This is a genomic window from Vulgatibacter sp., from assembly GCF_041687135.1.
Lineage (GTDB): Bacteria > Myxococcota > Myxococcia > Myxococcales > Vulgatibacteraceae > JAWLCN01.
Genome location: NZ_JAWLCN010000002.1, coordinates 35,309 through 55,429 on the forward strand (window position 1 = coordinate 35,309; position 20,121 = coordinate 55,429).

Consider the following 20,121-nt stretch of genomic DNA (forward strand, 5'->3'; position numbering starts at 1 on the left):
CAGGCGCGCATCAGCTGCGCAGGCCCGGCGCCTCGTGCCCCGACGCCGCCACGTACTCGGTGTAGCCGCCCTGGTAGGGCACGATGCCTTCCGGGGTGAGTTCGAGCACGCGGTTGGAGAGCGCGCTGAGGAAGTGCCGGTCGTGGCTGACGATCAGCATCGTCCCCTCGAACTTCTTGAGCGCCTCCACCAGCATCTCCTTGGTGGCCATGTCGAGGTGGTTGGTGGGCTCGTCGAGCACGAGGAAGTTCGGCGGATCGAAGAGCATGATCGCCAGCACCAGCCGGGCCTTCTCGCCGCCGGAGAGCACCCGGCACTTCTTCTCCACCTCGTCGCCGGAGAAGCCGAAGCAGCCGGCCAGCGTGCGGAGCGCCGCCTGGGTGGAGCGCGGGAAGGTGTCCATCAGCATCTCGAGGACGGTGCGCTCGCCCTCGAGGACCTCCATCGCGTGCTGGGCGAAATAGCCCACCTTCACGCTGGCGCCGACGGTGACGTTGCCGGTGTCCGGCTGGACGGTCTGGGTGACGAGCTTGAGGAGCGTGGACTTGCCGGCGCCGTTGACGCCCATCACGCACCAGCGCTCGCCGCGGCGCACGAGCCAGTCGAAGTTCTCGTAGATCTTCCGGCTGCCGTAGCCCTTGGCCACGTTCTCGATCTTGCAGACGTCGTCGCCGGAGCGCGGCGCCGGCCGGAAGTCGAAGTGCTGGGTGACGCGGCGCTTGGGCGGCTCGACCTTCTCGATCTTCTCGAGCTTCTTCACCCGCGACTGCACCTGCGCTGCCTTGGCGGCCTGCGCCTTGAAACGCTCGATGAAGCGCATCTCCTTGGCGAGCATCGCCTGCTGCCGCTCGAAGGCTGCCTGCGCCTGCGCCTCGTTGAGCGCGCGCTGCTGCTCGTAGAAGTCGTAGTTGCCCGAGTAGGTGTTGAGGCTGCCGCCGTCGATCTCGATGATCTTGTTCACGATGCGGTTCATGAACGCGCGGTCGTGGGAAGTCATGAGGAGCGCGCCCTCGTAGCCCCGGAGGAAGTTCTCCAGCCAGATCAGCGACTCGAGGTCGAGGTGGTTGGAGGGCTCGTCGAGCAGCATCGCGTCGGGGCGCATCAGGAGGATCTGCCCCAGCGCCACGCGCATCTTCCAACCGCCGGAGAGCGCACCCACGTCGCCGTCCATCATCTCCTCGGAGAAGCCGAGGCCCGCGAGGATCTCCCGCGCCTTCCCCTCGAGCGAATAGCCGTCGAGTTCCTCGAAGCGCGCCTGCACCTCGCCGAAGCGCTCGATCAGTCTCTCCATCTCGTCGGCTCGGTCCGGATCGGCGAGGGCGTGCTCGAGCTCCTTGAGCTCGGCCCCCACCTCGGAGATCGGCCCGGCGCCCGCCATGCACTCCGCCACCGCGGAGCGGCCCTTCATCTCGCCGACGTCCTGGTTGAAGTAGCCGATGGTCACGCCGCGATCGACGGCGACCTGGCCCTCGTCCGCCGACTCCTGCTTCATCACCATGCGGAAGAGCGTGGACTTGCCGGCGCCGTTGGGGCCAACCAGACCGACCTTCTCGCCGCGGTTCAGGACCGCGGAGGCCTCCACGAAGAGGATCTGGTTGCCGTGCTGCTTGCTGATCGAGTCGAAACGAATCAAAGCGGGACCTCAGGGTGTGTGCACGGGAACGGCGCCGGGGCAGGCGTCATGCCCGGCGGGTCGCTTGGCCCGGATGGAGGGTTCAGGTCAAGCCCTTGCCGCGCCGCGTGCAGAAAAAGGAGGCGTCCGCCTGCCGGGGCGCACCTCGCACCCCCCGCGACCTGCCCGCAGCCCCCAGATGGGTGAGTCCGCAACCCTGAACAATCCCTAGCATCGTTTCGTCGCTCGCCTGGCGACGGAGCGGTCTCGAAGAGCCGCAGCCCGTGGCCCGGAAGGGAAACCCTAGACAAGGCCTCCACATGGGTGGGGGGACGGTGCTGCGGCACCGGTCGGGAGGAAACGATGCGGAAGTTCGGAGCATGGATGCTCGCGGCGGGTCTGCTGGTGACAGCGCCGCTCATTGGCTGCGACACGGACGACGACGGCGACGGGAACGGCGGTACCGGTGGCACCGGTGGCACCGGTGGAACCGGCGGCACCGGTGGAACCGGCGGCACCGGTGGAACCGGCGGCACGGGTGGAACCGGTGGCGCGGGTGGAACCGGTGGGGCGGGCGGTGCCGGTGGCGCCGCCGACATGGCGATGCTCCGCGTGATCCACCTCTCGCCGGATGCCGGCGCGGTGGACGTCTACGCCAATGACGGCGAGACCCCACTCTTCGAGGCGGCGAGCTTCCCCACCGGAACCGAGTACGTGGAGGTGGAGCCCGGCACCTACGAGATCTCGATCGTGCCCGCCGGCGAGCCGATCACCGCAGCCGTCCTGACCACGCCGCCCCTGCCCCTCGGCGCAGGCGAATCGTGGACCGGCGTCGCCTTCGACGAGGTGGCGACGCTCCAGGCAGCGGCCAACCAGGACGAGGTCGACGGCATCCCCGCGAGCAGCGCCCGGGTCCGGCTGGGCCACACCGCGGTGGGCGTCGGGCAGGTGGACATTCTCAACGTCAGCGTCGATCCCGCGGTAGCGATCGTCGAGGACGTCGATTTTGGTACCTTCACGCCTGCGCTCGACCTCCCTGCAGGCCAGTACGACGTCGGCATCGACGCCAACGACGACGGTGCCGCCGATTTCGTCTTCTCCCTGCCCGAGCTCGAGGCCGGCCAGTACTACAACCTCTACGCGGTGACCGACGAGGCCGGCGACGTCTTCGTCAGCGTGCAGCCGGAAACCGGCGCGGTGACCACGGTCCCGCCCAACGTGGAGTAGCCGGCTGCCGTGCCCCGATTGAACGGGGGGAGCGGCCGGGCGCGTCCCCGCCCGGCCGCTCTTTTTCCGCCGGCCACATCGCAATGCATCCGCTCCGCCGCGTGTTTTTCGGGCAGGATGGAGAGCACCCGCCGGCGCAAGCAGCAGCCGGCACCAGCGACAGGGGACGCGAGATGGCACGCAAGGGGCGGCAGGGCGAGCGCGGTCCGCAGACCAACTGGGAGACGGAACGCACCCTCGCGGACGTCGAGCAGGAGCAGGCCGACTCGGAGTTCCTCGACGACAGCGGTCTCGTCTGCGCCTGCGGCTCCGATGAATTCCTCCTCGAGGCCTATCTCCACGTGGTGAAGGGCGTGCCCCGTCCCGAGCCGGTGGAGGTGGAGACCCTCACCTGCCCCAGTTGCTCCCGGGAATTCGAGGCGATCCAGGGCGAGGGCGGCAAGATCCTGCGCGGCGACTTCGTCGGCTACGCCGACCTCGACGACGAGGACTGACCGCGGAGAATCGATGATCCGCTGGCGAGCCCGCAAATGGAGGGTTCCGACGCACGCGCTGCGTAGGGACACTGCGGGAACGCCTCCGGGGGATCGATGACCACCAGCGCGCAGCAGCACGTCCTGCAGCGGGAAGAGCTTCCTGCGCTCCTCGGAGCGCTGCGTGACGACGGCTACCTGCTCGTCGGCCCCACCGTCCGCGACGGCGCCATCGTCCTCGACGAGATCGCCGGCGTGGCGGATCTGCCCGAGGGCTGGACCGAGGACCAGGAGGCGGGCACCTACCGCCTCCGCCGCCGTGACGACCTCGCCCTCTTCGGCTTCGCCGCGGGCCCCCAATCGTTCAAGCAGCGCTTCTTCGTCCCGAAGGCCACGCTCTGGCGCGCCCGCAGGAGCGAAGGGGGCTTCTCGCTGCTCCACGACGTGGCCCCGCCTCCCAGGCTCGCGCTGATCGGCGCCCGCTCCTGCGACATCCACGCGATCGAGATCCAGGACCGGACCTTCCTCCGGGGCCCCTTCGCCGATCCGGATTACGAGGCGCGCCGCCGCGACGTCTTCGTGGTGGCGGTCAACTGCGGTACCGCCGGCGGCACCTGCTTCTGCGTCTCGATGGGCACGGGACCGAAGGCCAGCTTCGGCTTCGACCTCGCCCTCACCGAGCTCCTCGACGATGGCGGCCATCGCTTCCTCGTCGAGGTGGGCAGCGAAAGGGGCGCCGCCCTCCTCGAGCGGCTCGCTCCCGTGCAGGCCTCCGCCGCCGACGAGGCGGCGGCTGCAGCCGTGGTGGAGCGCACCGCACGCTCGATGGGCCGGCGGATGGAGACCGAAGGGATCAAGGAGCTCCTCTACCGGAACCTCGAGCATCCACGCTGGGACGACGTGGCGGACCGCTGCCTCGCCTGCACCAACTGCACCCTGGTCTGCCCCACCTGCTTCTGCGCCCGGGTCGAAGACACCACCGATCTCACCGGCGAGACCGCCGAGCGCACCCGGCATTGGGATTCCTGCTTCACCCTCGGCCACTCGAAGCTCCACGGCGCCGCGGTGCGCGCGACCCACAAGGCGCGCTACCGGCAATGGCTCGTCCACAAGGTGGCCAGCTGGATCGATCAATTCGGCACCTCGGGCTGCGTGGGCTGCGGCCGCTGCATCACCTGGTGCCCGGTGGCGATCGACATCACCGAGGAGGTGGCGGCGATCCGCGCCACCGACGGGGCCGTTGCGTGAACGCCATCCCCGAAGCCCTGGCCAACCATCCCTTCTTCGCCGGGCTCCCGGCCCCGGTGATCGAGCGCGCGGCGGATTGCCGACAGGAGCGCAGCTTCGACGCCGGGGCCTTCCTGCTCCGCGAAGGCGCCGAGGCCGCGACCTTCTTCCTCCTGCGCACCGGCCGCGTCGCCCTCGAGGTCCAGGTCCCGGGGCGTGGCGCGGAGCGGATCGAGACCCTCGGCCCCGGCGACGTCCTCGGCCTCTCCTGGCTCGTCCCGCCCTACCGCTGGCACCTCGATGCCCGGGCCCTGGAGCCGACCGCGGCCTTCGTCCTCGATGCGTCCTGCCTGCGCCGGCAGATGGAGGAGGATCCGGTGCTCGGCGCCGCGGTGGCGCAGCGCCTCTTCGCCCAGACCTGGAAGCGGCTGCAGCGGGTGCGCCTCCAGCGCCTCGATCTCTACCGGGGGGAGATTTGATCCCGTCGGCCCAGCCCTGGGCACCTGCGGCGCTGCCGGTGCGCTCGGTGGTCCGCGAGAGCCACGACACCGTCACCCTGCGCATCGACACCACGAAGGCCCCGGCCCTCCTCGCCTACCGCCCCGGCCAATTCAACATGCTCTACGCCTTCGGGGTGGGCGACGTGCCGATCTCGATCGCCGGCACCACGCCCCGCGGCCTGCTCCTCCACACCATCCGCGATGCGGGCACGACCACCCGGATCCTCGCCGGCCTGCGCCGCGGCGGGACCGTCGGCGTGCGCGGTCCCTACGGCAGCGCCTGGCCGCTGGAGGAGGCGGCTGGCGGCGACGTCCTCCTCGTCGCCGGCGGCCTCGGCCTCGCGCCGCTCCGGCCCGCCCTCCTCCACCTCCTGCGCCACCGCCGCCAGTACCGCCGGCTGATCCTCCTCTACGGCAGCCGCACCCCTGCCGATCTCCTCTACCGCCGGGAGCTGGCCAGCTGGGCAGAAGAAGCGGAGGTGCTGGTCACCGTCGATTGGGCCGGCATCGATTGGGACGGGCACGTCGGCGTGGTCCCGGCCCTCCTCGATCGCCTCGTCCTCGATCCGCCGCGCACCACCGTCCTCCTCTGCGGCCCCGAGCCGATGATGCGCTTCACCGTGCGCGACCTGCGCCTGCGCGGGATCCCCGACGAGGCGATCCACGTCTCCATGGAGCGCAACATGGTCTGCGGCATCGGCTTCTGCGGCCACTGCCAGCTGGGTCCCGCCTTCGTCTGCAAGGACGGGCCGGTGCTCCGCCTCGACAGGATCGCCTTCCTCTTCGAGAAGCGGGAGATCTGAAGATGGCGAAGAGGAAGCCCCGCCTCGCGGTCTGGAAGTTCGCCTCCTGCGACGGATGCCAGCTCTCGCTCCTCAACCTCGAGGCGTCGCTCCTCGAACTCGCCGGGCAGGTCGAGATCGCCGTCTTCAACGAGGCGACCTCCCGGGCGGCGAAGGGCCCCTGGGATCTCTCGCTCGTCGACGGCTCGATCACCACCCCCGCCGACGCGGAGCGGATCCGCCGGATCCGCGCGGGGTCGAAGCGGCTGGTGAGCATCGGCGCCTGCGCCACCGCAGGGGGGATCCAGGCGCTGCGCAATTTCGCCGACGCTGCCGGCTTCCTGGCGCTGGTCTACGCCACGCCCGCGTACGTCGACACCCTCGCCACCTCCACCGCGATCGGCGACCACGTCCCGGTGGACTTCGAGCTCCAGGGCTGCCCCGTGAACAAGCACCAGCTCCTCGAGGTGGTGAAGGCCCATCTCCACGGGCGGAAGCCGCAGGTGCCGCCGCACAGCGTCTGCGTCGAGTGCAAGGAGGCGGGGAACGTCTGCGTGGTCGTGGCCCGCGGCACCCCCTGCCTCGGCCCCGTCACCCACGCAGGCTGCGGTGCCCTCTGCCCGAGCTACCACCGCGGGTGTTACGGCTGCTTCGGCCCGATGGAAACCCCCGACACCCGGTCGTTGCGCGGCAACCTCCACCAGCTCGGCCTGGACCGCGCCGGCGTGATCCGCGCCTTCCGCAACTTCCACGCGAACGCGCCCGCCTTCCGGGAGGCGGCAGCGGACGAGGAGGCGGAAGGTGGCCCGTAGGATCATCGAGATCCCGGAGATCTCCCGGGTCGAGGGACAGGGCGCCGTGACGTTGCGCCTGCGCGACGGCGGGGTCGAGTCGGTGGAGCTGCGGATCTTCGAGCCGCCCCGGCTCTTCGAGGCGCTGCTCCGGGGACGCTCGCGCTTCGACGCCCCCGACATCACCGCCCGGATCTGCGGGATCTGCCCCGTCGCCTACCTGATGAGTGCCTGCCATGCCCTCGAGTCCGCTGCAGGCATCCGGGTCGACGGGCCCCTGCGCTCCCTGCGCCGCCTGCTCTATTGCGGCGAGTGGATCGAGAGCCACGCCCTCCACGTCTTCCTCCTCCACCTGCCCGACTTCTTCGGGCTGCCGGACGGCTTCGCCCTCGCCGTGCAGGAGCCGGAGGTGGTGCGCCGGGGGCTGCGCCTCAAGGCGATCGGGAACGCACTCGTCGCCAGGCTCGGCGGCCGATCGATCCACCCGGTGAGCGTGCGGATCGGCGGCTTCTACCGGGTCCCGGGGCGGGGCGATCTCGACGATCTGCTGCCCGATCTGCGCTGGGGCCGCGACACCGCCCTGGAGCTCCTTGGCTGGGCGGCGCAGCTCCCCTTCCCCGACTTCGATCGGGACTACACCCTCGTCTCGCTCCAGCACCCCGACGAATATCCGATGTGCGAAGGGCGCATCGCCATCTCCAACGGCGGCACCCTCGCCGTGGAGGATTTCGACGCCCACTTCACCGAGGAGCAGGTGCCGTGGTCCACCGCGCTGCAGGCGCACCTGCGGGAGGGCGGCACCTATCTCTGCGGTCCGCTGGCGCGCTACCACCACAACTTCGAGCGGCTCGCGCCCACGGTGCGGGCGGCGGCGCTGGCTGCGGGACTCGGGCCCTCCTGCACCAACCCCTACAAGAGTCTCCTCGTCCGCCTGGTGGAGATCGCCCACGCCTTCGACGAGGCCACGCGGATCGCGGCGAGCTGGTCCCCGCCGCCAGCTCCCTTCGTCGAGGTGCCACAGGTGGCCGGAACCGGCCACGGCTGCACCGAGGCGCCGCGCGGCATCCTCTACCACCGCTACACCGTCGACGAGGCGGGGCAGCTGCTCGACGCCACCAACGTGCCGCCCACCACGCAGAACCTCGCCACGATGGAGGGCGATCTCGCCGCAGCCGGTGGCCAGCTGGCCACGCTCCCGCGGCGGGAGGCCCGGCTCCTCGCGCAACGACTCGTCCGGAACCACGACCCCTGCATCTCCTGCTCGACCCATTTCCTCGAGCTCCACGTGGAGGAGGCCTGATGCTGGTGCTCGGCCTCGGGCAGCATGCAGCCGGCGACGACGGGGTGGGCCTCGCCGTGGCGGCGGCGGCGCAGGCCGCGGGCCTCGAGGCGGAGGCGCTCGGTGATCCCCTGGGGCTGCTCGATCGCCTCGGCGGCTGCGGTCCGCTGGTGATCGTCGACGCGGTGGCGGGCCTCCCCCCCGGGCTGGTGCGCTGGCTGGAGGAGCGGGACCTCGCAGCGGTGGTGCGAGTTTCCAGCCATGGCGTCGGCCTCGCCGAGGCCCTGGCGCTGGCACGGCACCTGGCCGCTGGCGAAGGCGCCACGGCAGAGGTCCGGATCCTCGGCATCGGGATCGGGCCGCCGCCGGCACCCGGCAGCGGTACCGGTCTCAGCCCCGCCGTCGCCGCGGCCATTCCCGTCGCTGTCGATGCGATCCGCCGGCTCCTGTTGCCTGCGACACGTCGCTGAAAGCGCCCTGCGCCGAAATAGCACGCTTTGCCCATGCCTTCGGCGCAGCCGATGCGCTACTCGTCGGGACGCAACGAAAGCCGCCGGGGACGCTCCGGCGCTCTCCAGCTCCGGGAGCCCCACCATGCCGATCGCACCGCTCACCGAGCGCCCCTCGTGGAAAGCGCTCGCAGGCCACCACCAGCAGATCCGCTCCCTCCACCTCCGCCACCTCTTCGCTGAGGATCCGAAGCGCGGCGAGCGTCTCGCCTGCGAGGCCGACGGCCTCTACCTCGACTACTCGAAGAACCGGGTCACCGACGAGACCTTGCGCCTCCTCGTCGGCCTCGCCTCCGAGTCCGGCCTGCACCAGGCGATCGAGGCGATGTTCCGCGGCGACCGGATCAACACCACCGAGAACCGGTCGGTCCTCCACGTGGCCCTGCGGATGCCCGAGGGGAAGCGCCTGGTCGTCGACGGCGCCGACCTGGTCGGCGAGGTGCACCGGGTGCTCGAGCACATGGCCGCCTTCTCCCGGCAGATCCGCGACCGCCGCTGGAAGGGGCACACCGGCAAGCCGATCCGCGCCGTGGTCAACATCGGCATCGGCGGCTCCGACCTCGGTCCCGCCATGGCCTACGACGCGCTGCAGGCCTTTGCCGATCGCCAGCTCACCGTGCGCTTCGTCTCCAACGTCGACGGCGCCGACTTCTACGAGAAGACGCAGGATCTCGATCCAGAGGAGACGCTCTTCGTCGTGGTCTCGAAGACCTTTACCACCATCGAGACGATGACCAATGCGCAGACCGCCCGGCGCTGGCTCCTCGGCAGGCTCGGCGACGAGGCGGCGATCCGCCGGCATTTCGTGGCGGTGTCGACCAACGCCGAGGAGGTGAAGCGCTTCGGCATCGACACCGAGAACATGTTCGGCTTCTGGGATTGGGTCGGCGGCCGCTACTCCTACGACTCGGCGGTGGGCCTCGCGCTCATGATCGCCGTGGGGCCGGAGCGCTTCGGGGAGATGCTCGCTGGCTTCCACGCCATGGACGAGCACTTCCGCACCACGCCCTTCGAGCGGAACCTGCCCGTGCTCCTCGCGCTCCTCGGCATCTGGTACGGCGACTTCTTCGGCTTCGCCAGCCACGCGGTGCTTCCCTACAGCCAGTACCTGCACCGCTTCCCGGCCTATCTGCAGCAGCTCGACATGGAGAGCAACGGCAAGCACGTGCGCCTCGACGGCACGCCGGTCGACTATCGCACCGGCCCCATCGTCTGGGGCCAGCCCGGGACCAACGGCCAGCACGCCTTCTTCCAGCTCCTGCACCAGGGAACCGAGATCGTGCCCGCCGACTTCATCGGCTTCTGCAGGGATCCGCACGGCATGGAGGAACACCAGCGCCTGCTCGTCTCCAACCTCCTCGCCCAGACCGAGGCGCTTGCCTTCGGAAAAAGCGAGGAGGAGGTCCGGGCCGAGGGGGTGAAGGCCGAGCAGGTGCGCCACCGCACCTTCGAGGGCAACCGGCCCACCAACACCCTCCTCGCCAGGCAGCTCACGCCCTTCGTGCTCGGCCAGCTCGTCGCGCTCTACGAGCACAAGGTCTTCGCCCAGGGCGTGATCTGGCAGATCAACTCCTTCGACCAGTGGGGCGTGGAGCTGGGCAAGGCCCTCGCCCGGCGGATCGAGCCGGAGCTGGTGGGGAAGGCCGAGCATCCCCACGACAGCTCCACCGCGGCGCTGATCCGCCGCTACCGCTCCCTCGCCTGATCAGTCGCGGAAGCGGGGCGGGCCCTGCAGCTCGCCCCGGGCCCTGGCGATCTGCTCCCGGGCGGCATCCGCAACCCGCTCCGGCGTGAAGCCGAATTTGTGCCGCAGCTCTGCCAGCGGCGCCGACGCGCCGAAGGTGTGCATCCCGATCACCGCGCCCTTGTTGCCGACGTAGTGGGCCCAGCCCTGGGTGGCGCCCTGCTCCACCGCCACCCTGGCGATCACGTCCGGCGGCAGCACCTCGTCGCGCCAGGCCTCCTCCTGCTGCTCGAAGAGCTCCCAGGAGGGCATGCTCACCACCCGCGAGTGAATCCCGGCTGCTGCGAGCTCCTCGTGGGCGGCGACGCAGAGCTGCAGCTCGCTGCCGGTGCCGATGAGGATCACCTCCGGCTTCTGTCCCGGCGCAGCGTCGGCGAGCACGTAGGCGCCGCGGGCGGCGCCCGCAGCCGATGCGTAGCGGCTGCGGTCGAGGGTGGGGACGTCCTGCCGGGTGAGCACCAGCGCCACCGGCTCGTGGCGGAGCGAGGCGATGACGCGCCAGCACTCCACCACCTCGTTGGCGTCGGCGGGTCGCATCACGACCAGGCCCGGGATCGCGCGGAGCGAGGCGAGCTGCTCCACCGGCTGGTGGGTGGGACCGTCCTCGCCGACACCGATCGAGTCGTGGGTGAAGATCCAGATCACCGGCAGCTCCATCAGCGCCGAGAGCCGGATCGCGCCACGGGCGAAATCGCTGAAGATGAGGAAGGTCGACGCGTAGGCGCGGAGCTTGGAGAGGGCGAGGCCGTTGGAGGCGCAGCCCATCGCGAACTCGCGGATGCCGTAGCGCAGGTTGCGGCCATCCCACTGGCCGGCCAGGAAATCGCCGGCGCCGGGGAAGCCGAGCAGCGTCTTGGTCGAGGGGGCGAGGTCCGCCGAGCCGCCGAGGAGCCACGGCATCTTCTCGCCGACCTTCTGCAGCACCTGCCCCGAGGCGACGCGGGTGGCCATCCCCTTCGCATCCGCCGGGAAGGTAGGGAGCTCCGCGTCCAGGCCGGCGGGCACCTCCCGGCGCTGCATCCGCACGATCTCCTCCGCCTCCGCCGGGAAGCGCTCCCGGTAGCGGTCGAAGAGCTCGAGCCAGTCGCTGCGCAGGGTCGCGCCGCGCTTGCCCATCTCCGCGGCGAAATGCTCGCGCACCCCGTCGGGCACACGAAATTTCTCGTCCTCGGGCCAGCCGTAGAAGCGCTTGGTGCGCCGGATCTCCTCCTCGCCGAGGGGCTCGCCGTGGGCCTTCGCCTTGCCCTGCAGGTTGGGCGCGCCCCAGGCAATCTGGCTGTCGACGATGATGAGCGTCGGCCGCCCCGTGGTGGCCCGGAAGGTGCGCAGCGCCCGGCTGAGCATCTCGAGGTCGTTGGCGTCGGCGACCCGGAGCACGTTCCAGCCGTAGCCGACGAAGCGGGTGGCCACGTCGTCGCTGAAGGAGAGGCCGGTGGCGCCCTCGATGGTGATCCGGTTGTTGTCGTAGAGCCAGCAGAGGTTGTCGAGGCGGAGGTGGCCGGCGAGGGACGCCGCCTCGCTGCAGACGCCCTCCATCAGGTCGCCGTCGCCGCAGAGGGAGTAGACGTCGTAGTCGAAGAGGGTGAAGTCGGGGCGGTTGTAGCGGGCGGCGAGCCAGCGGGAAGCGATCGCCATGCCCACCGAGGTGGCGTTGCCGGTGCCCAGCGGACCGGTGGTGCACTCCACCCCACTCGTCCATCGATACTCCGGATGGCCGGGCGTCTTCGAGTCGAGCTGCCGGAAGTTGCGGATGTCGTCGAGGGAGACCGAGGGAGAGCCGACCTGCTCGTACTCGGCGTTGACGGCCTTCACCCCGGCGAGGTGGAGGAGCCCGTAGAGGAGCATCGAGGCGTGGCCCACCGAGAGGACGAAGCGATCCCGGTTGGGCCAGATCGGATCCTGCGGGTCGTAGCGGAGGAAGCGCTGCCAGAGGCAGTAGCCGACCGGCGCGAGCGCCATGGGCGTGCCCGGATGGCCGGACTTCGCCGCCTGGACCGCGTCCATCGCGAGGGTTCGCAAGGTGTCGATGCAGAGCTGATCGAGGGGGGTGGCTTTGCTCATGGGCCTACAGATGGGCACGCGGCAATGGCTCGGCACGCCCCCCCTCCGACCGCTTTTCAGACTTTTGAAGATTCCGGCCGCACGGCCTCCCGGTGAAGATGGCGCGAGCAAGGAGGGGCCATGTCTCGCGCACTCGTTCTTTTCCTGATCTTCGTTCTCTCGGCAGCCTGTGGGACGGAGGATCGGGTCGATCCCCCGCAGGGCGGCGGTTCGGGCGGCGCCGGCGCCGCTGGTGGTTCCGGGGGGAGCGGCGGAGCCGGAGGTGCGGGCGGCGCCGGAGGCACCGCGGGGAGCGGTGGCGCCGGCGGCAGCACCGAGACGCCGGTTGGCCACGTCGTGGTCGACCTCCACCCCGACTATTCCTGCGTCGGAAACTGCTTCGTGCTCCGGGCCGGCGACGAGCGCTTCCTGGTCGCGCGCGTCTACGACGAAAAGGGCGGGCGCCTCCCCGACGCTGCGGTCGAATGGGTGAGCGGCAACGGCGCCGTCGCCTCCGTGGACGACGAGGGCGTGGTCCGCGGCCTCGCCCCCGGTCTGGTGGATATCGAGGCCCACGCCGGCGGCAAGGTCGGCAGCGTCGCGCTGCAGGTGCAGAGCGCCCGAATCGAGCGGGTGGAGATCGAGCCGGCCGTCGTCGCGGTGGAGCCGGGCGCGACGGTGCAGCTCGCCGCGCGGGCCTTCGACCGCAACGGCAACGAGATCGACGGGGTCTCGTTCGCCTGGACGGTGAGCAACCCCTACGTCGCCTCGGTGGACGAGTCGGGCCTGGTCACCGGCACCGCCGCAGGCTCGGTGGTGGTGCAGGCCGGCAACGACGACACCTTCCGGGCCGGCGCCGCGCGGGTCGACGTCGGCGACCTCGCCGCGATCCCCGCGGGCCTCGTCCTCGACCACCTGGCGATCTCCGGCGCCCATGGCTGCGGCGTCGCCGCGGACGGCGTGACCCACTGCTGGGGCTGGAACTACTTCGGCCAGCTCGGCGACGGCACCGTCGGCAGCGCCGAAGACATCTTCCCCACCCCGGCGCCGGTGCTCACCGACCGCACCTTCACCCGGGTCGCGACCGGCATGTACCAGAGCTGCGCCCTCGAGGCGGACGGCAAGGCCTGGTGCTGGGGCCTGAACGACATGGGCCAGCTCGGCACCCACGAGGAGGTCGGCGAGGTCGGCGGCACGGTCATCCCCTACGAGGTCCTCGGCGATCACCGCTTCGCCTCCCTCGCCATGGGCGCCTTCCACACCTGCGGCCTGATCGTGCCCGGCGCCGGCGAGATGGACAGCCCGCCCTATTGCTGGGGCAGCCATTTCGAGGGACAGCTCGGGCTCGGCGATACCGGTGCCCAGCACGCGGCGACCCCCACCCCGCTGGGCGGCAGCCACCGCTTCGTACAGCTCGTCGGCGGGCTGAACGCCACCTGCGGCCTCACCGCAGCGGGCGAGGCGCTCTGCTGGGGCAGCAACATGGCAGGGCAGCTCGGCAGCGGCCAGCCCTGGGTCGAGAGCGAGGTGGCCTTCGCGCCGCAGCCGGTGCAGACCGAGGTCCGCTTCACCAAGCTCGACATGACCGGCACCCACGTGTGCGGCATCACCGCCGCAGGTGCGGTCCACTGCTGGGGCAACAACGCCTTCGGCCAGGTCGGGCTCGAGCCGAGCCCCGGCGTCGGCGCGCCGGTGGAGGTCGCCCTGGGGATCGTCGCCGTGGACATCGCCACCGGCGCCCACCACACCTGCGCGCTGGCCGACACCGGCGGCGTCACCTGCTGGGGCGACAATATGAGCGGCCAGCTCGGCGTCGGGCACATCGGCGAGGTGGAGGGGCCGGCGGAGGTCGAGACCCACCTCGCCTTCACCTCGATCGAGACCGGCGGCAACAACAACACCTGCGCCCGCACGGCTGCCAGCGAGACCTATTGCTGGGGCAGCGGCTTCACCGGCGAGTCCGGCTGGGGCTTCGGCGGCGGCCCCGCCCTCTCGGCAATCCCCTGGCCGGTGGCGCAGCCCGGCACCCCGGTCCCGACGTTCTAACGCCGGGCGCGGTGGAGCGGCACGTCGGGGTCGAGGAGATAGCCCTCGGCGTGCCGCTGCAGCACCTCGTGCAGCCCCATGGCCCGGAGCGCGCGGATGCCCGTATAGACCCGGTTGGCTGCGGCGGAGGCCAGGATGCGCTCGCCGGGCCACCCCTCGGCGAAGAGCTGCTCTGCGGTGAGGCCCACGCCCGGCATGCGGATCCGCTGCTCCACCAGGGCCTGGAGCAGCCTGCGGAGCGGACCGCGGCGGCGCAGATCGACGGGAGCGCCGCCCTGGAGCTGGAAGCCCGCAGCATCGCCCTCGATTACCAGGCCGTCGTGCTGCTCCACCGCGCCTTCGCGCGCCGGCGCACCGGCGCCTCGTGCCTCGATCGCGGCGGCGACGAGGCGGCGCGCCAACGCCAGCTCCGCGGAGGCGACCGGCGCCTCGTGGGAACGAGCGAGACGCGCCCGCGCGAGCGCCTCACCATCCCCGTCGGCAACGAGATCGAGGAAGCCCTCGAGCACCGCGATGGTGGCGAGGCTTCCGCGATCGCCCAGGGGCTCGAAGAAGGCCCGGGCCGCAGCGAAGTCGCTCTTCGCCTCCTCCTGCAGCCCGAGCGCCGCCTCCGCCGCAGCGAAGAAGGGCAGGAAGAGCGCCCGGTACCTGGGCTCGCCGCAGGCCTGGAGCAGATCGAGGGCCTCGCGGAGCCGACGCCAGGCGAGGCGCAGCTCCCGCCGCTCCTGCGCCACCAGGCCGAGATTTCCGAGGGCGAGTGCCTCGAAGGCGCGGTTGCCCGCCCGGCGCTCGCGCTCCAGGCCCTGGAGCAGGTGGCGCTCCGCCTCGTCGAGCCTGCCAGCGGTGAGCTCGACGCTGCCGAGATCGACGATGGCGTCGGCCTCGGTGGCGCGGTCGTCGACGGCGCGGATCAGCACCAGCGACTCCTCGAGGAGCGCGCGGGCATCTTCGAGGCGGCCTGCAGCAGCCCGCACGACGCCGAGGTTGAGGAGCGCGAGCCCCTCGAGCCGCACGTTGCCTGCGGCGCGGAAGAGGCCGAGGGCCGCCTCGAAGGACGCGGCGCTCTCCTCCAGCCTGCCGCAGCGCTCCTCGACCATGCCGAGGATGTTGCGGGACATCCCCCGCAGCCAGGGATGCGCGCCGCCGAGGAGGTCGAGCGCCTGGCCGAGCTCCGCGCGGGCGCCGTCGAAATCACCCGAGATGCAGTGGAGCTTGCCCGACTCGATCAGCAGCTGGGCGCGCAGCTTCTCGTCGGCTGCCGCCGCGAGGACCATCGCCTCGTCGAGATCGGTGCGCGCGTCGGCGGGCCGCCCGTGGCGCCCTGCAGCGCTGCCCCGGGCACGCAGCGCCCGGGCGAGCAGCAGCGGGTCGCCGCTGCGCCGCGCCGCATCGACCGATCGCTCGAAGAGGCCGATCTCGGACGTGGGTGGCCCCTGGAGGAGGACGAGCGGGCCGAGGGCCAGGGCGATCCGGGTGGCGGTGGCGGGATCCTCCGCATGGGTCCGCTCGTGGGCGACGAGGAGGTTCTCCCGCTCCGACTGGAGCTTCGCCACCTCGGCCACGCCGTTCGCGCCGCCGCCCGGCGGCGACCAGCGCTCCGCTGCAGCGAGGAACCAGGCCGCGTGCTTCGCCTCGGCAGCAGCACGGCCGCCGCTCGCGGCGAGCTCCGCTGCGGCGAACTCCCGGACGCTCTCGTAGAGGGAGAAGCGCGGTGCCGTGCCCTGCTCGAGGCGAAGGAGCGATTTGTCCCGCAGCCCCTCGAGCGCGTCGAGGATCGGCGGCGCTCCCTCGCCGAGGCGCAGCACCCCGGCGGCGGCGTCGAGGGTGAAGCCGCCGCGGAAGACGGAGGCTTGCAGGAGCGCCTCCCGCTCGTGGAGGGAGAGGAGCTCGAACGAGCAGGCCAGCGCCTCGCGCAGCGAGGTATGCCTGCCGCGGCGCGGCCCCTGGAGGATGTCGAAGCGATCGGAGAGCCTGCCGAGGAGATCGGCAGGTGGCAGCACCCGGATCCGCGCGGCAGCGAGCTCGAGGGCGAGCGGGATGCAGTCGAGGCGCCGCACGAGTTCCTCGACCACCGCGGCCTCGCCGGGATCCCGGCGCCGATCGCCCCAGGCTGCAGCGGCGCGCTGCTCGTAGAGCTGCACCGCCTCTTCCGGCTGGAGCGGCCCGAGCTCGAAGGCGTTCTCCCCGTCGAGATCGAGGCGGATGCGGGAGGTGACGAGGATCTGGAGCTCGCTGGTGCCGTCGAGCAGCGACTCGATGCAGGCGAGCCCCGCAGGGACCAGGGCCTCGAAATTGTCGAGGAGGAGGAGGAGCGGTTCCCGGGCGGCGACGGCCCGGACGAGCTGCCCCACGCCGCCGCCTGCGCCGCCGCGCAGCGAGAGTCCGAGCGACGTCGCGACGGAGGCGAGAAGGTCCTCCTCGCTCCGGGCCTCGGTCAGATCGCAGAAGAAGATGCCGCCTGCAGGCGGCTCGTCCCGATCGATCGCCGATGCGATGCGACGGGCGAGGCGGGTCTTGCCCATTCCCGCCGGGCCCACCAGGGAGACGAGTCGCGCTCCCCTCGCCAGCGCTTCGAGCAGGAAGGCCTGCTCCGATCTGCGCCCGACGAACGGTGTGCGGTCGATCCCCCGGATGCTCTTGCTGCTGGCCACGCCCCCTCCAACTTCGGGAGCCATCCTACGTGACCGGGCGGGTCGGGTCATCCGGTAGCGCCGGGGAAGTTGCGCGGCCTTCGAAACGGCGCCGGCCACACGTCGTACCCAGGTGATCCTCCGCGAATCGCAAAAGGCCCCACTCGCCTGCTGGCGATGCGGGGCCTTGCTTGCTTCGACGGCAGGCCGGACTACTCGGCGCCGCCGACCGCGAGGCCGGTGGCTGCGTCGTGCCAGTGGCCGTGATCGCTCGACCAGACCTGCCCTTCCGGCGCGGGGCCGGGGGGCTGCGGGACGAAGTTGGCCTGCGACGTGCCGAGCTCGGTGCCGTCGGCGTTGTGCCAGTGGCCATGCTCCGCCGACCAGATCCTGCCGTCGTCGGGGCCCGCGACGATCCCGTAGACGAAACCGCCGGCGCCGAGGACGAGCAGCGCGGCGATGACGTAGAGGGCCGACTTCGACCAATCGCCCTTCCCCTCGGCGGCGGCCTTCTGGTGGCAGTTCTTGTACTTCTTGCCGCTTCCGCAGTGGCAGGGGTCGTTCCGGCCGATCTTCATCTCGTCTCCTTCCGGCAGTTCGCGCGATTGTGCCGCGCCGAAGTTGCCCCGACAACAGCCAGGCGCTCGGGGAGATGCCGGAACAACGGGATCAGACCGAGCGGCGGAGCGAGGCGAGGGCGGCGGAGAGGCCGAGGGCTGCGAGGCCCAGGTCGCCACCGGCGCTGGCGCAGCCGACCGAGTCGTCGTCGCCGCCGTCCTCTTCGTCGTCTTCGTCGTCTTCGTCGTCGTAGCGGCCGTCGGCGCTGCTGGTCGCGCCCAGGAGGTACTGGCGGATCCGCTCCACCTCCTCGTCGGTGAGCTCGCCCCTGCCGCGACCGGGCATGTAACCACGGCGATCGCCGTAGCCGGCACCGTCGTCTCCCTCGCGGACCGTCCTGAGGAAATCGTCCCGCTCGCCCGCGTCGTCCCTGGCGCTCTCGCCGGCAACGCCGCCCCGCCCGTCGCTGCCGTGGCAATTGCCGCAGAAGCGCAGGTAGAGCCCCTGCCCGTCCGCCGGCATCGGCTGGCCCTGGAGGAAGGTGAAGATTTCGTCGAGGTCGGCGCTGCTCACCGCCTGCTCGGAGAAGGCGGGCATCGGCTGCTGGTAGCCCATGCTGTCGCGGCCATTGCGGACCACCCAGGCGGCGTAGCCCTCGTGCGGAGAGCGGATCTGCGGGGCGAGGCTGGTGCCCTCGCCGGTGGCGCCGTGGCAGCCGGCACAATGGTCGAGGAAGGGGTCGCCGGTACCGGCGCCGCCGCCTGCGCCGCCGGCGCCGTTGCCGGGCTCCGCCAACCAGACGAGCCAGGCCTCGATCGCCGCGATGTCGTCGTCGCCCAGGCGGGAGGCGTCGAAGGCGGGCATGCCGGCGCTGCCGTTGCGGACCTGGCTGGCGATCCCCGTGCGGCCGGCGAGGGAGGCCGGGTAGGCGGCGCCGCCGCTGGCTTCGGGCCCGTGGCACATCTGGCAATGGGTGGCGAAGAGCGCGGCGCCCTGCTGGACCTCGGCGGGGGCTTCGCCCATGCCACCACCCGTGCCGCCCGTCCCCGGGCCGCCGCTGCCGCCGGCCCCGCCGTTGCCGAGACCGTCGCCGCTTCCCCCGGGCCCCGCTGGCTCGACCACCGATCCGCAGGCGGCGACGAGCACCGCGACGATGAGAGACAGGATCCGGATGGCCATCGTGCTTCCCCTCGCTGGTCCCGACTGGCGGCGCCGGTGACGCGTTCCAAGCTGGCAGGAGAGCGTGCGGGTCGCAATCGGGTGCCGGCACTTTCCGAATACCCAAAGAATACGGTTCGCCTGCAGTGTGGCCCTCCCCATTCAGGGGGGAGAAATCGACCGATAGCCCCCCGGTATGGGATGCAGCTCCCCTTCGGCTGTCGGCTAGTGTGCGCCCAAAGATCACCGATGCGCACCCGGGGAGACAGGGGGTCCCGCCGGGCTGCGAGCCATGCACACCGGCGACTGCCGCGTGCCTGCCCCCGAGCGGGAGCGAATCATGACGAAGCTGAAGTTCGGACTGGGAATCGGAGCCCTCGCCATCGCAGGCGCCTGCGGTGTGGCGATCGACGAAGACGGGGGGCTCGGGGTCGGCTCACTCCAGAGCGCGGCGATCCAGCCTGCGTCGCCCACCCTGGTCTGCGGCACCAACGTCACCTGCTTCGAGTTCACCGGCACGACCAACCTCACCCACGTCGGTGTGGAAGGCACGCCGTGCGGCACCGGTGACGTCGAGGTGCAGGTGGATGGCGGCGCCTGGATCGGCACGCGCTCGAACACGATCCGGCAGCAGTGCAATCTCCTCGGCGGCAGCGCCAGCCTCTTCCAGTTCGTGGTGCAGGCATCGCCGGGCAGCCACAACGTCTGCTTCAGCAACATCGACGTGGAACGCGTGCACGCGCTCCACGCGACGGCCTCGTGCGAGAGCGAGGACGCCTCGGCGACCTGCCCCTCGTGTGCGGTCACGTCCGGCACGGGCGGTTCGGGTGGAGCGGGCGGCGCCGGTGGAGCGGGTGGCGCCGGCGGTACGGGCACGGGCGGCACCGGCGGTGGCCAGATCGCCTGCAGCGACGCCGGTCCTGCCGAGCTGAACCGCTGCTTCACCGACACCGGGATCAACCCCTGGGGCCACTACGAATACGACCACCTCACCGGCCTCGGTCACTACCTGCAGGGTGGCACCCTCCTCGACCCTGCGGCGACGCACCCGGCGGATCGAAACAACCCGGACAACGCGGTCGGCGGCGGCCCCACCGGCAACTTCTTCAACCTCGGCGTCAACGGCTGGATCAAGCTCGCTTTCCCGGTGGTCGTTCCGGAGGCCGGCACCACGCAGGAGCCCAGGCACGAGCTCCAGATCCTCAGCGAGCCCGGTGCCAGCTGCGACCCGACCTCTCCGCTCGCCGAGATCTGGGCAGCGCCCGGCGCCGACGCGAACGTCGCCCCGGCGGAGAGCGACTGGGTCTTCGTCGGCCACGCCTGCGGCGAGGTGACGCGCTTCGATCTGGCTTGCCTCGCCGCCGATCCCGACGCAGCAGACCTGCTCGCCAACGGGATCCGTTTCGTGAAGGTGCTCGACGTCACCGGCCAGCACGTGACGAGCGGCGACTCCGCCGGCTTCGTGCTCGACCTGGTGGGCGGCCTCACCTGCCCGTAGCGCCGACGCTGTTCTGAAGAACGAAGGGGTGCGGCGAAGGCAGCCGC

16 protein-coding genes are annotated in these 20,121 nt (G+C 71.4%); 11 read left to right on the top strand and 5 right to left on the bottom strand.

Annotation, left to right across the window (positions count from 1 at the left end; genetic code table 11):
• Positions 1–10 precede the first annotated feature (10 nt).
• Complete coding sequence (locus tag ACESMR_RS04115) at positions 11–1,633, bottom strand: ABC-F family ATP-binding cassette domain-containing protein (RefSeq protein WP_373045302.1); 1,623 nt, start codon at positions 1,631–1,633, stop codon at positions 11–13.
• Positions 1,634–1,975: 342 nt separating this feature from the next.
• On the opposite strand from ACESMR_RS04115, the gene ACESMR_RS04120 reads away from it, so the two are divergent.
• The 9 genes from ACESMR_RS04120 (at position 1,976) to pgi (ending at position 10,105) form a co-directional block, all read left to right on the top strand.
• Complete coding sequence (locus ACESMR_RS04120; protein ID WP_373045304.1) at positions 1,976–2,839, top strand: DUF4397 domain-containing protein; 864 nt, start codon at positions 1,976–1,978, stop codon at positions 2,837–2,839.
• Positions 2,840–3,012: 173 nt separating this feature from the next.
• A complete protein-coding gene (locus ACESMR_RS04125) occupies positions 3,013–3,333 on the top strand; it encodes a hypothetical protein (protein ID WP_373045305.1) in 321 nt (106 codons plus the stop codon).
• Between the two features lie 96 nt (positions 3,334–3,429).
• A complete protein-coding gene (locus ACESMR_RS04130) occupies positions 3,430–4,560 on the top strand; it encodes a 4Fe-4S dicluster domain-containing protein (protein WP_373045307.1) in 1,131 nt (376 codons plus the stop codon).
• Positions 4,557–5,018 carry a cyclic nucleotide-binding domain-containing protein gene (locus ACESMR_RS04135; RefSeq protein WP_373045309.1) on the top strand — a complete coding sequence of 154 codons (462 nt, stop codon included), beginning with the start codon at positions 4,557–4,559 and terminating at the stop codon, positions 5,016–5,018. The genes ACESMR_RS04130 and ACESMR_RS04135 overlap by 4 nt, the downstream gene beginning before the upstream one ends.
• Entirely contained in the window at positions 5,015–5,842 is an 828-nt protein-coding gene (locus tag ACESMR_RS04140) for an FAD/NAD(P)-binding protein (protein WP_373045311.1), read from the top strand. The genes ACESMR_RS04135 and ACESMR_RS04140 overlap by 4 nt, the downstream gene beginning before the upstream one ends.
• A gap of 2 nt (positions 5,843–5,844) precedes the next feature.
• Entirely contained in the window at positions 5,845–6,633 is a 789-nt protein-coding gene (locus tag ACESMR_RS04145; RefSeq protein ID WP_373045313.1) for an oxidoreductase, read from the top strand.
• Positions 6,623–7,912 carry a Ni/Fe hydrogenase subunit alpha gene (locus ACESMR_RS04150; RefSeq protein WP_373045315.1) on the top strand — a complete coding sequence of 430 codons (1,290 nt, stop codon included), beginning with the start codon at positions 6,623–6,625 and terminating at the stop codon, positions 7,910–7,912. Before ACESMR_RS04145 ends, ACESMR_RS04150 begins: the two co-directional genes overlap by 11 nt.
• Positions 7,912–8,361, top strand: a complete 450-nt coding sequence (locus tag ACESMR_RS04155; protein ID WP_373045317.1) for a hydrogenase maturation protease — start codon at positions 7,912–7,914, stop codon at positions 8,359–8,361. The genes ACESMR_RS04150 and ACESMR_RS04155 overlap by 1 nt, the downstream gene beginning before the upstream one ends.
• A gap of 124 nt (positions 8,362–8,485) precedes the next feature.
• Entirely contained in the window at positions 8,486–10,105 is a 1,620-nt protein-coding gene (pgi, locus tag ACESMR_RS04160) for a glucose-6-phosphate isomerase (RefSeq protein ID WP_373045319.1), read from the top strand.
• Here the strand turns inward: pgi and tkt are convergent, their stop codons facing one another.
• Positions 10,106–12,205 (bottom strand): transketolase, encoded by a 2,100-nt coding sequence (gene tkt / locus ACESMR_RS04165; protein WP_373045321.1) that lies wholly within the window; start codon positions 12,203–12,205, stop codon positions 10,106–10,108.
• A 120-nt stretch (positions 12,206–12,325) separates the two neighbouring features.
• Between tkt and ACESMR_RS04170 the strand changes: the two genes are divergently transcribed.
• Positions 12,326–14,230, top strand: coding sequence for an Ig-like domain-containing protein (locus ACESMR_RS04170; protein WP_373045325.1), 1,905 nt, complete (start codon positions 12,326–12,328; stop codon positions 14,228–14,230).
• Here the strand turns inward: ACESMR_RS04170 and ACESMR_RS04175 are convergent.
• From ACESMR_RS04175 to ACESMR_RS04185, 3 genes are all read right to left on the bottom strand, one after another.
• Positions 14,227–16,881, bottom strand: coding sequence for an ATP-binding protein (locus ACESMR_RS04175; protein WP_373045327.1), 2,655 nt, complete (start codon positions 16,879–16,881; stop codon positions 14,227–14,229). The two genes, ACESMR_RS04170 and ACESMR_RS04175, sit on opposite strands and share 4 nt — an antisense overlap.
• A 191-nt stretch (positions 16,882–17,072) precedes the next feature.
• Positions 17,073–17,438, bottom strand: a complete 366-nt coding sequence (locus tag ACESMR_RS04180; protein WP_373045328.1) for an SEC-C metal-binding domain-containing protein — start codon at positions 17,436–17,438, stop codon at positions 17,073–17,075.
• 91 nt (positions 17,439–17,529) lie between these two features.
• Positions 17,530–18,597 (bottom strand): c-type cytochrome, encoded by a 1,068-nt coding sequence (locus ACESMR_RS04185; RefSeq protein ID WP_373045330.1) that lies wholly within the window; start codon positions 18,595–18,597, stop codon positions 17,530–17,532.
• A 319-nt stretch (positions 18,598–18,916) separates the two neighbouring features.
• Between ACESMR_RS04185 and ACESMR_RS04190 the strand changes: the two genes are divergently transcribed.
• Entirely contained in the window at positions 18,917–20,074 is a 1,158-nt protein-coding gene (locus tag ACESMR_RS04190) for a hypothetical protein (RefSeq protein ID WP_373045332.1), read from the top strand.
• Positions 20,075–20,121 lie beyond the last annotated feature (47 nt).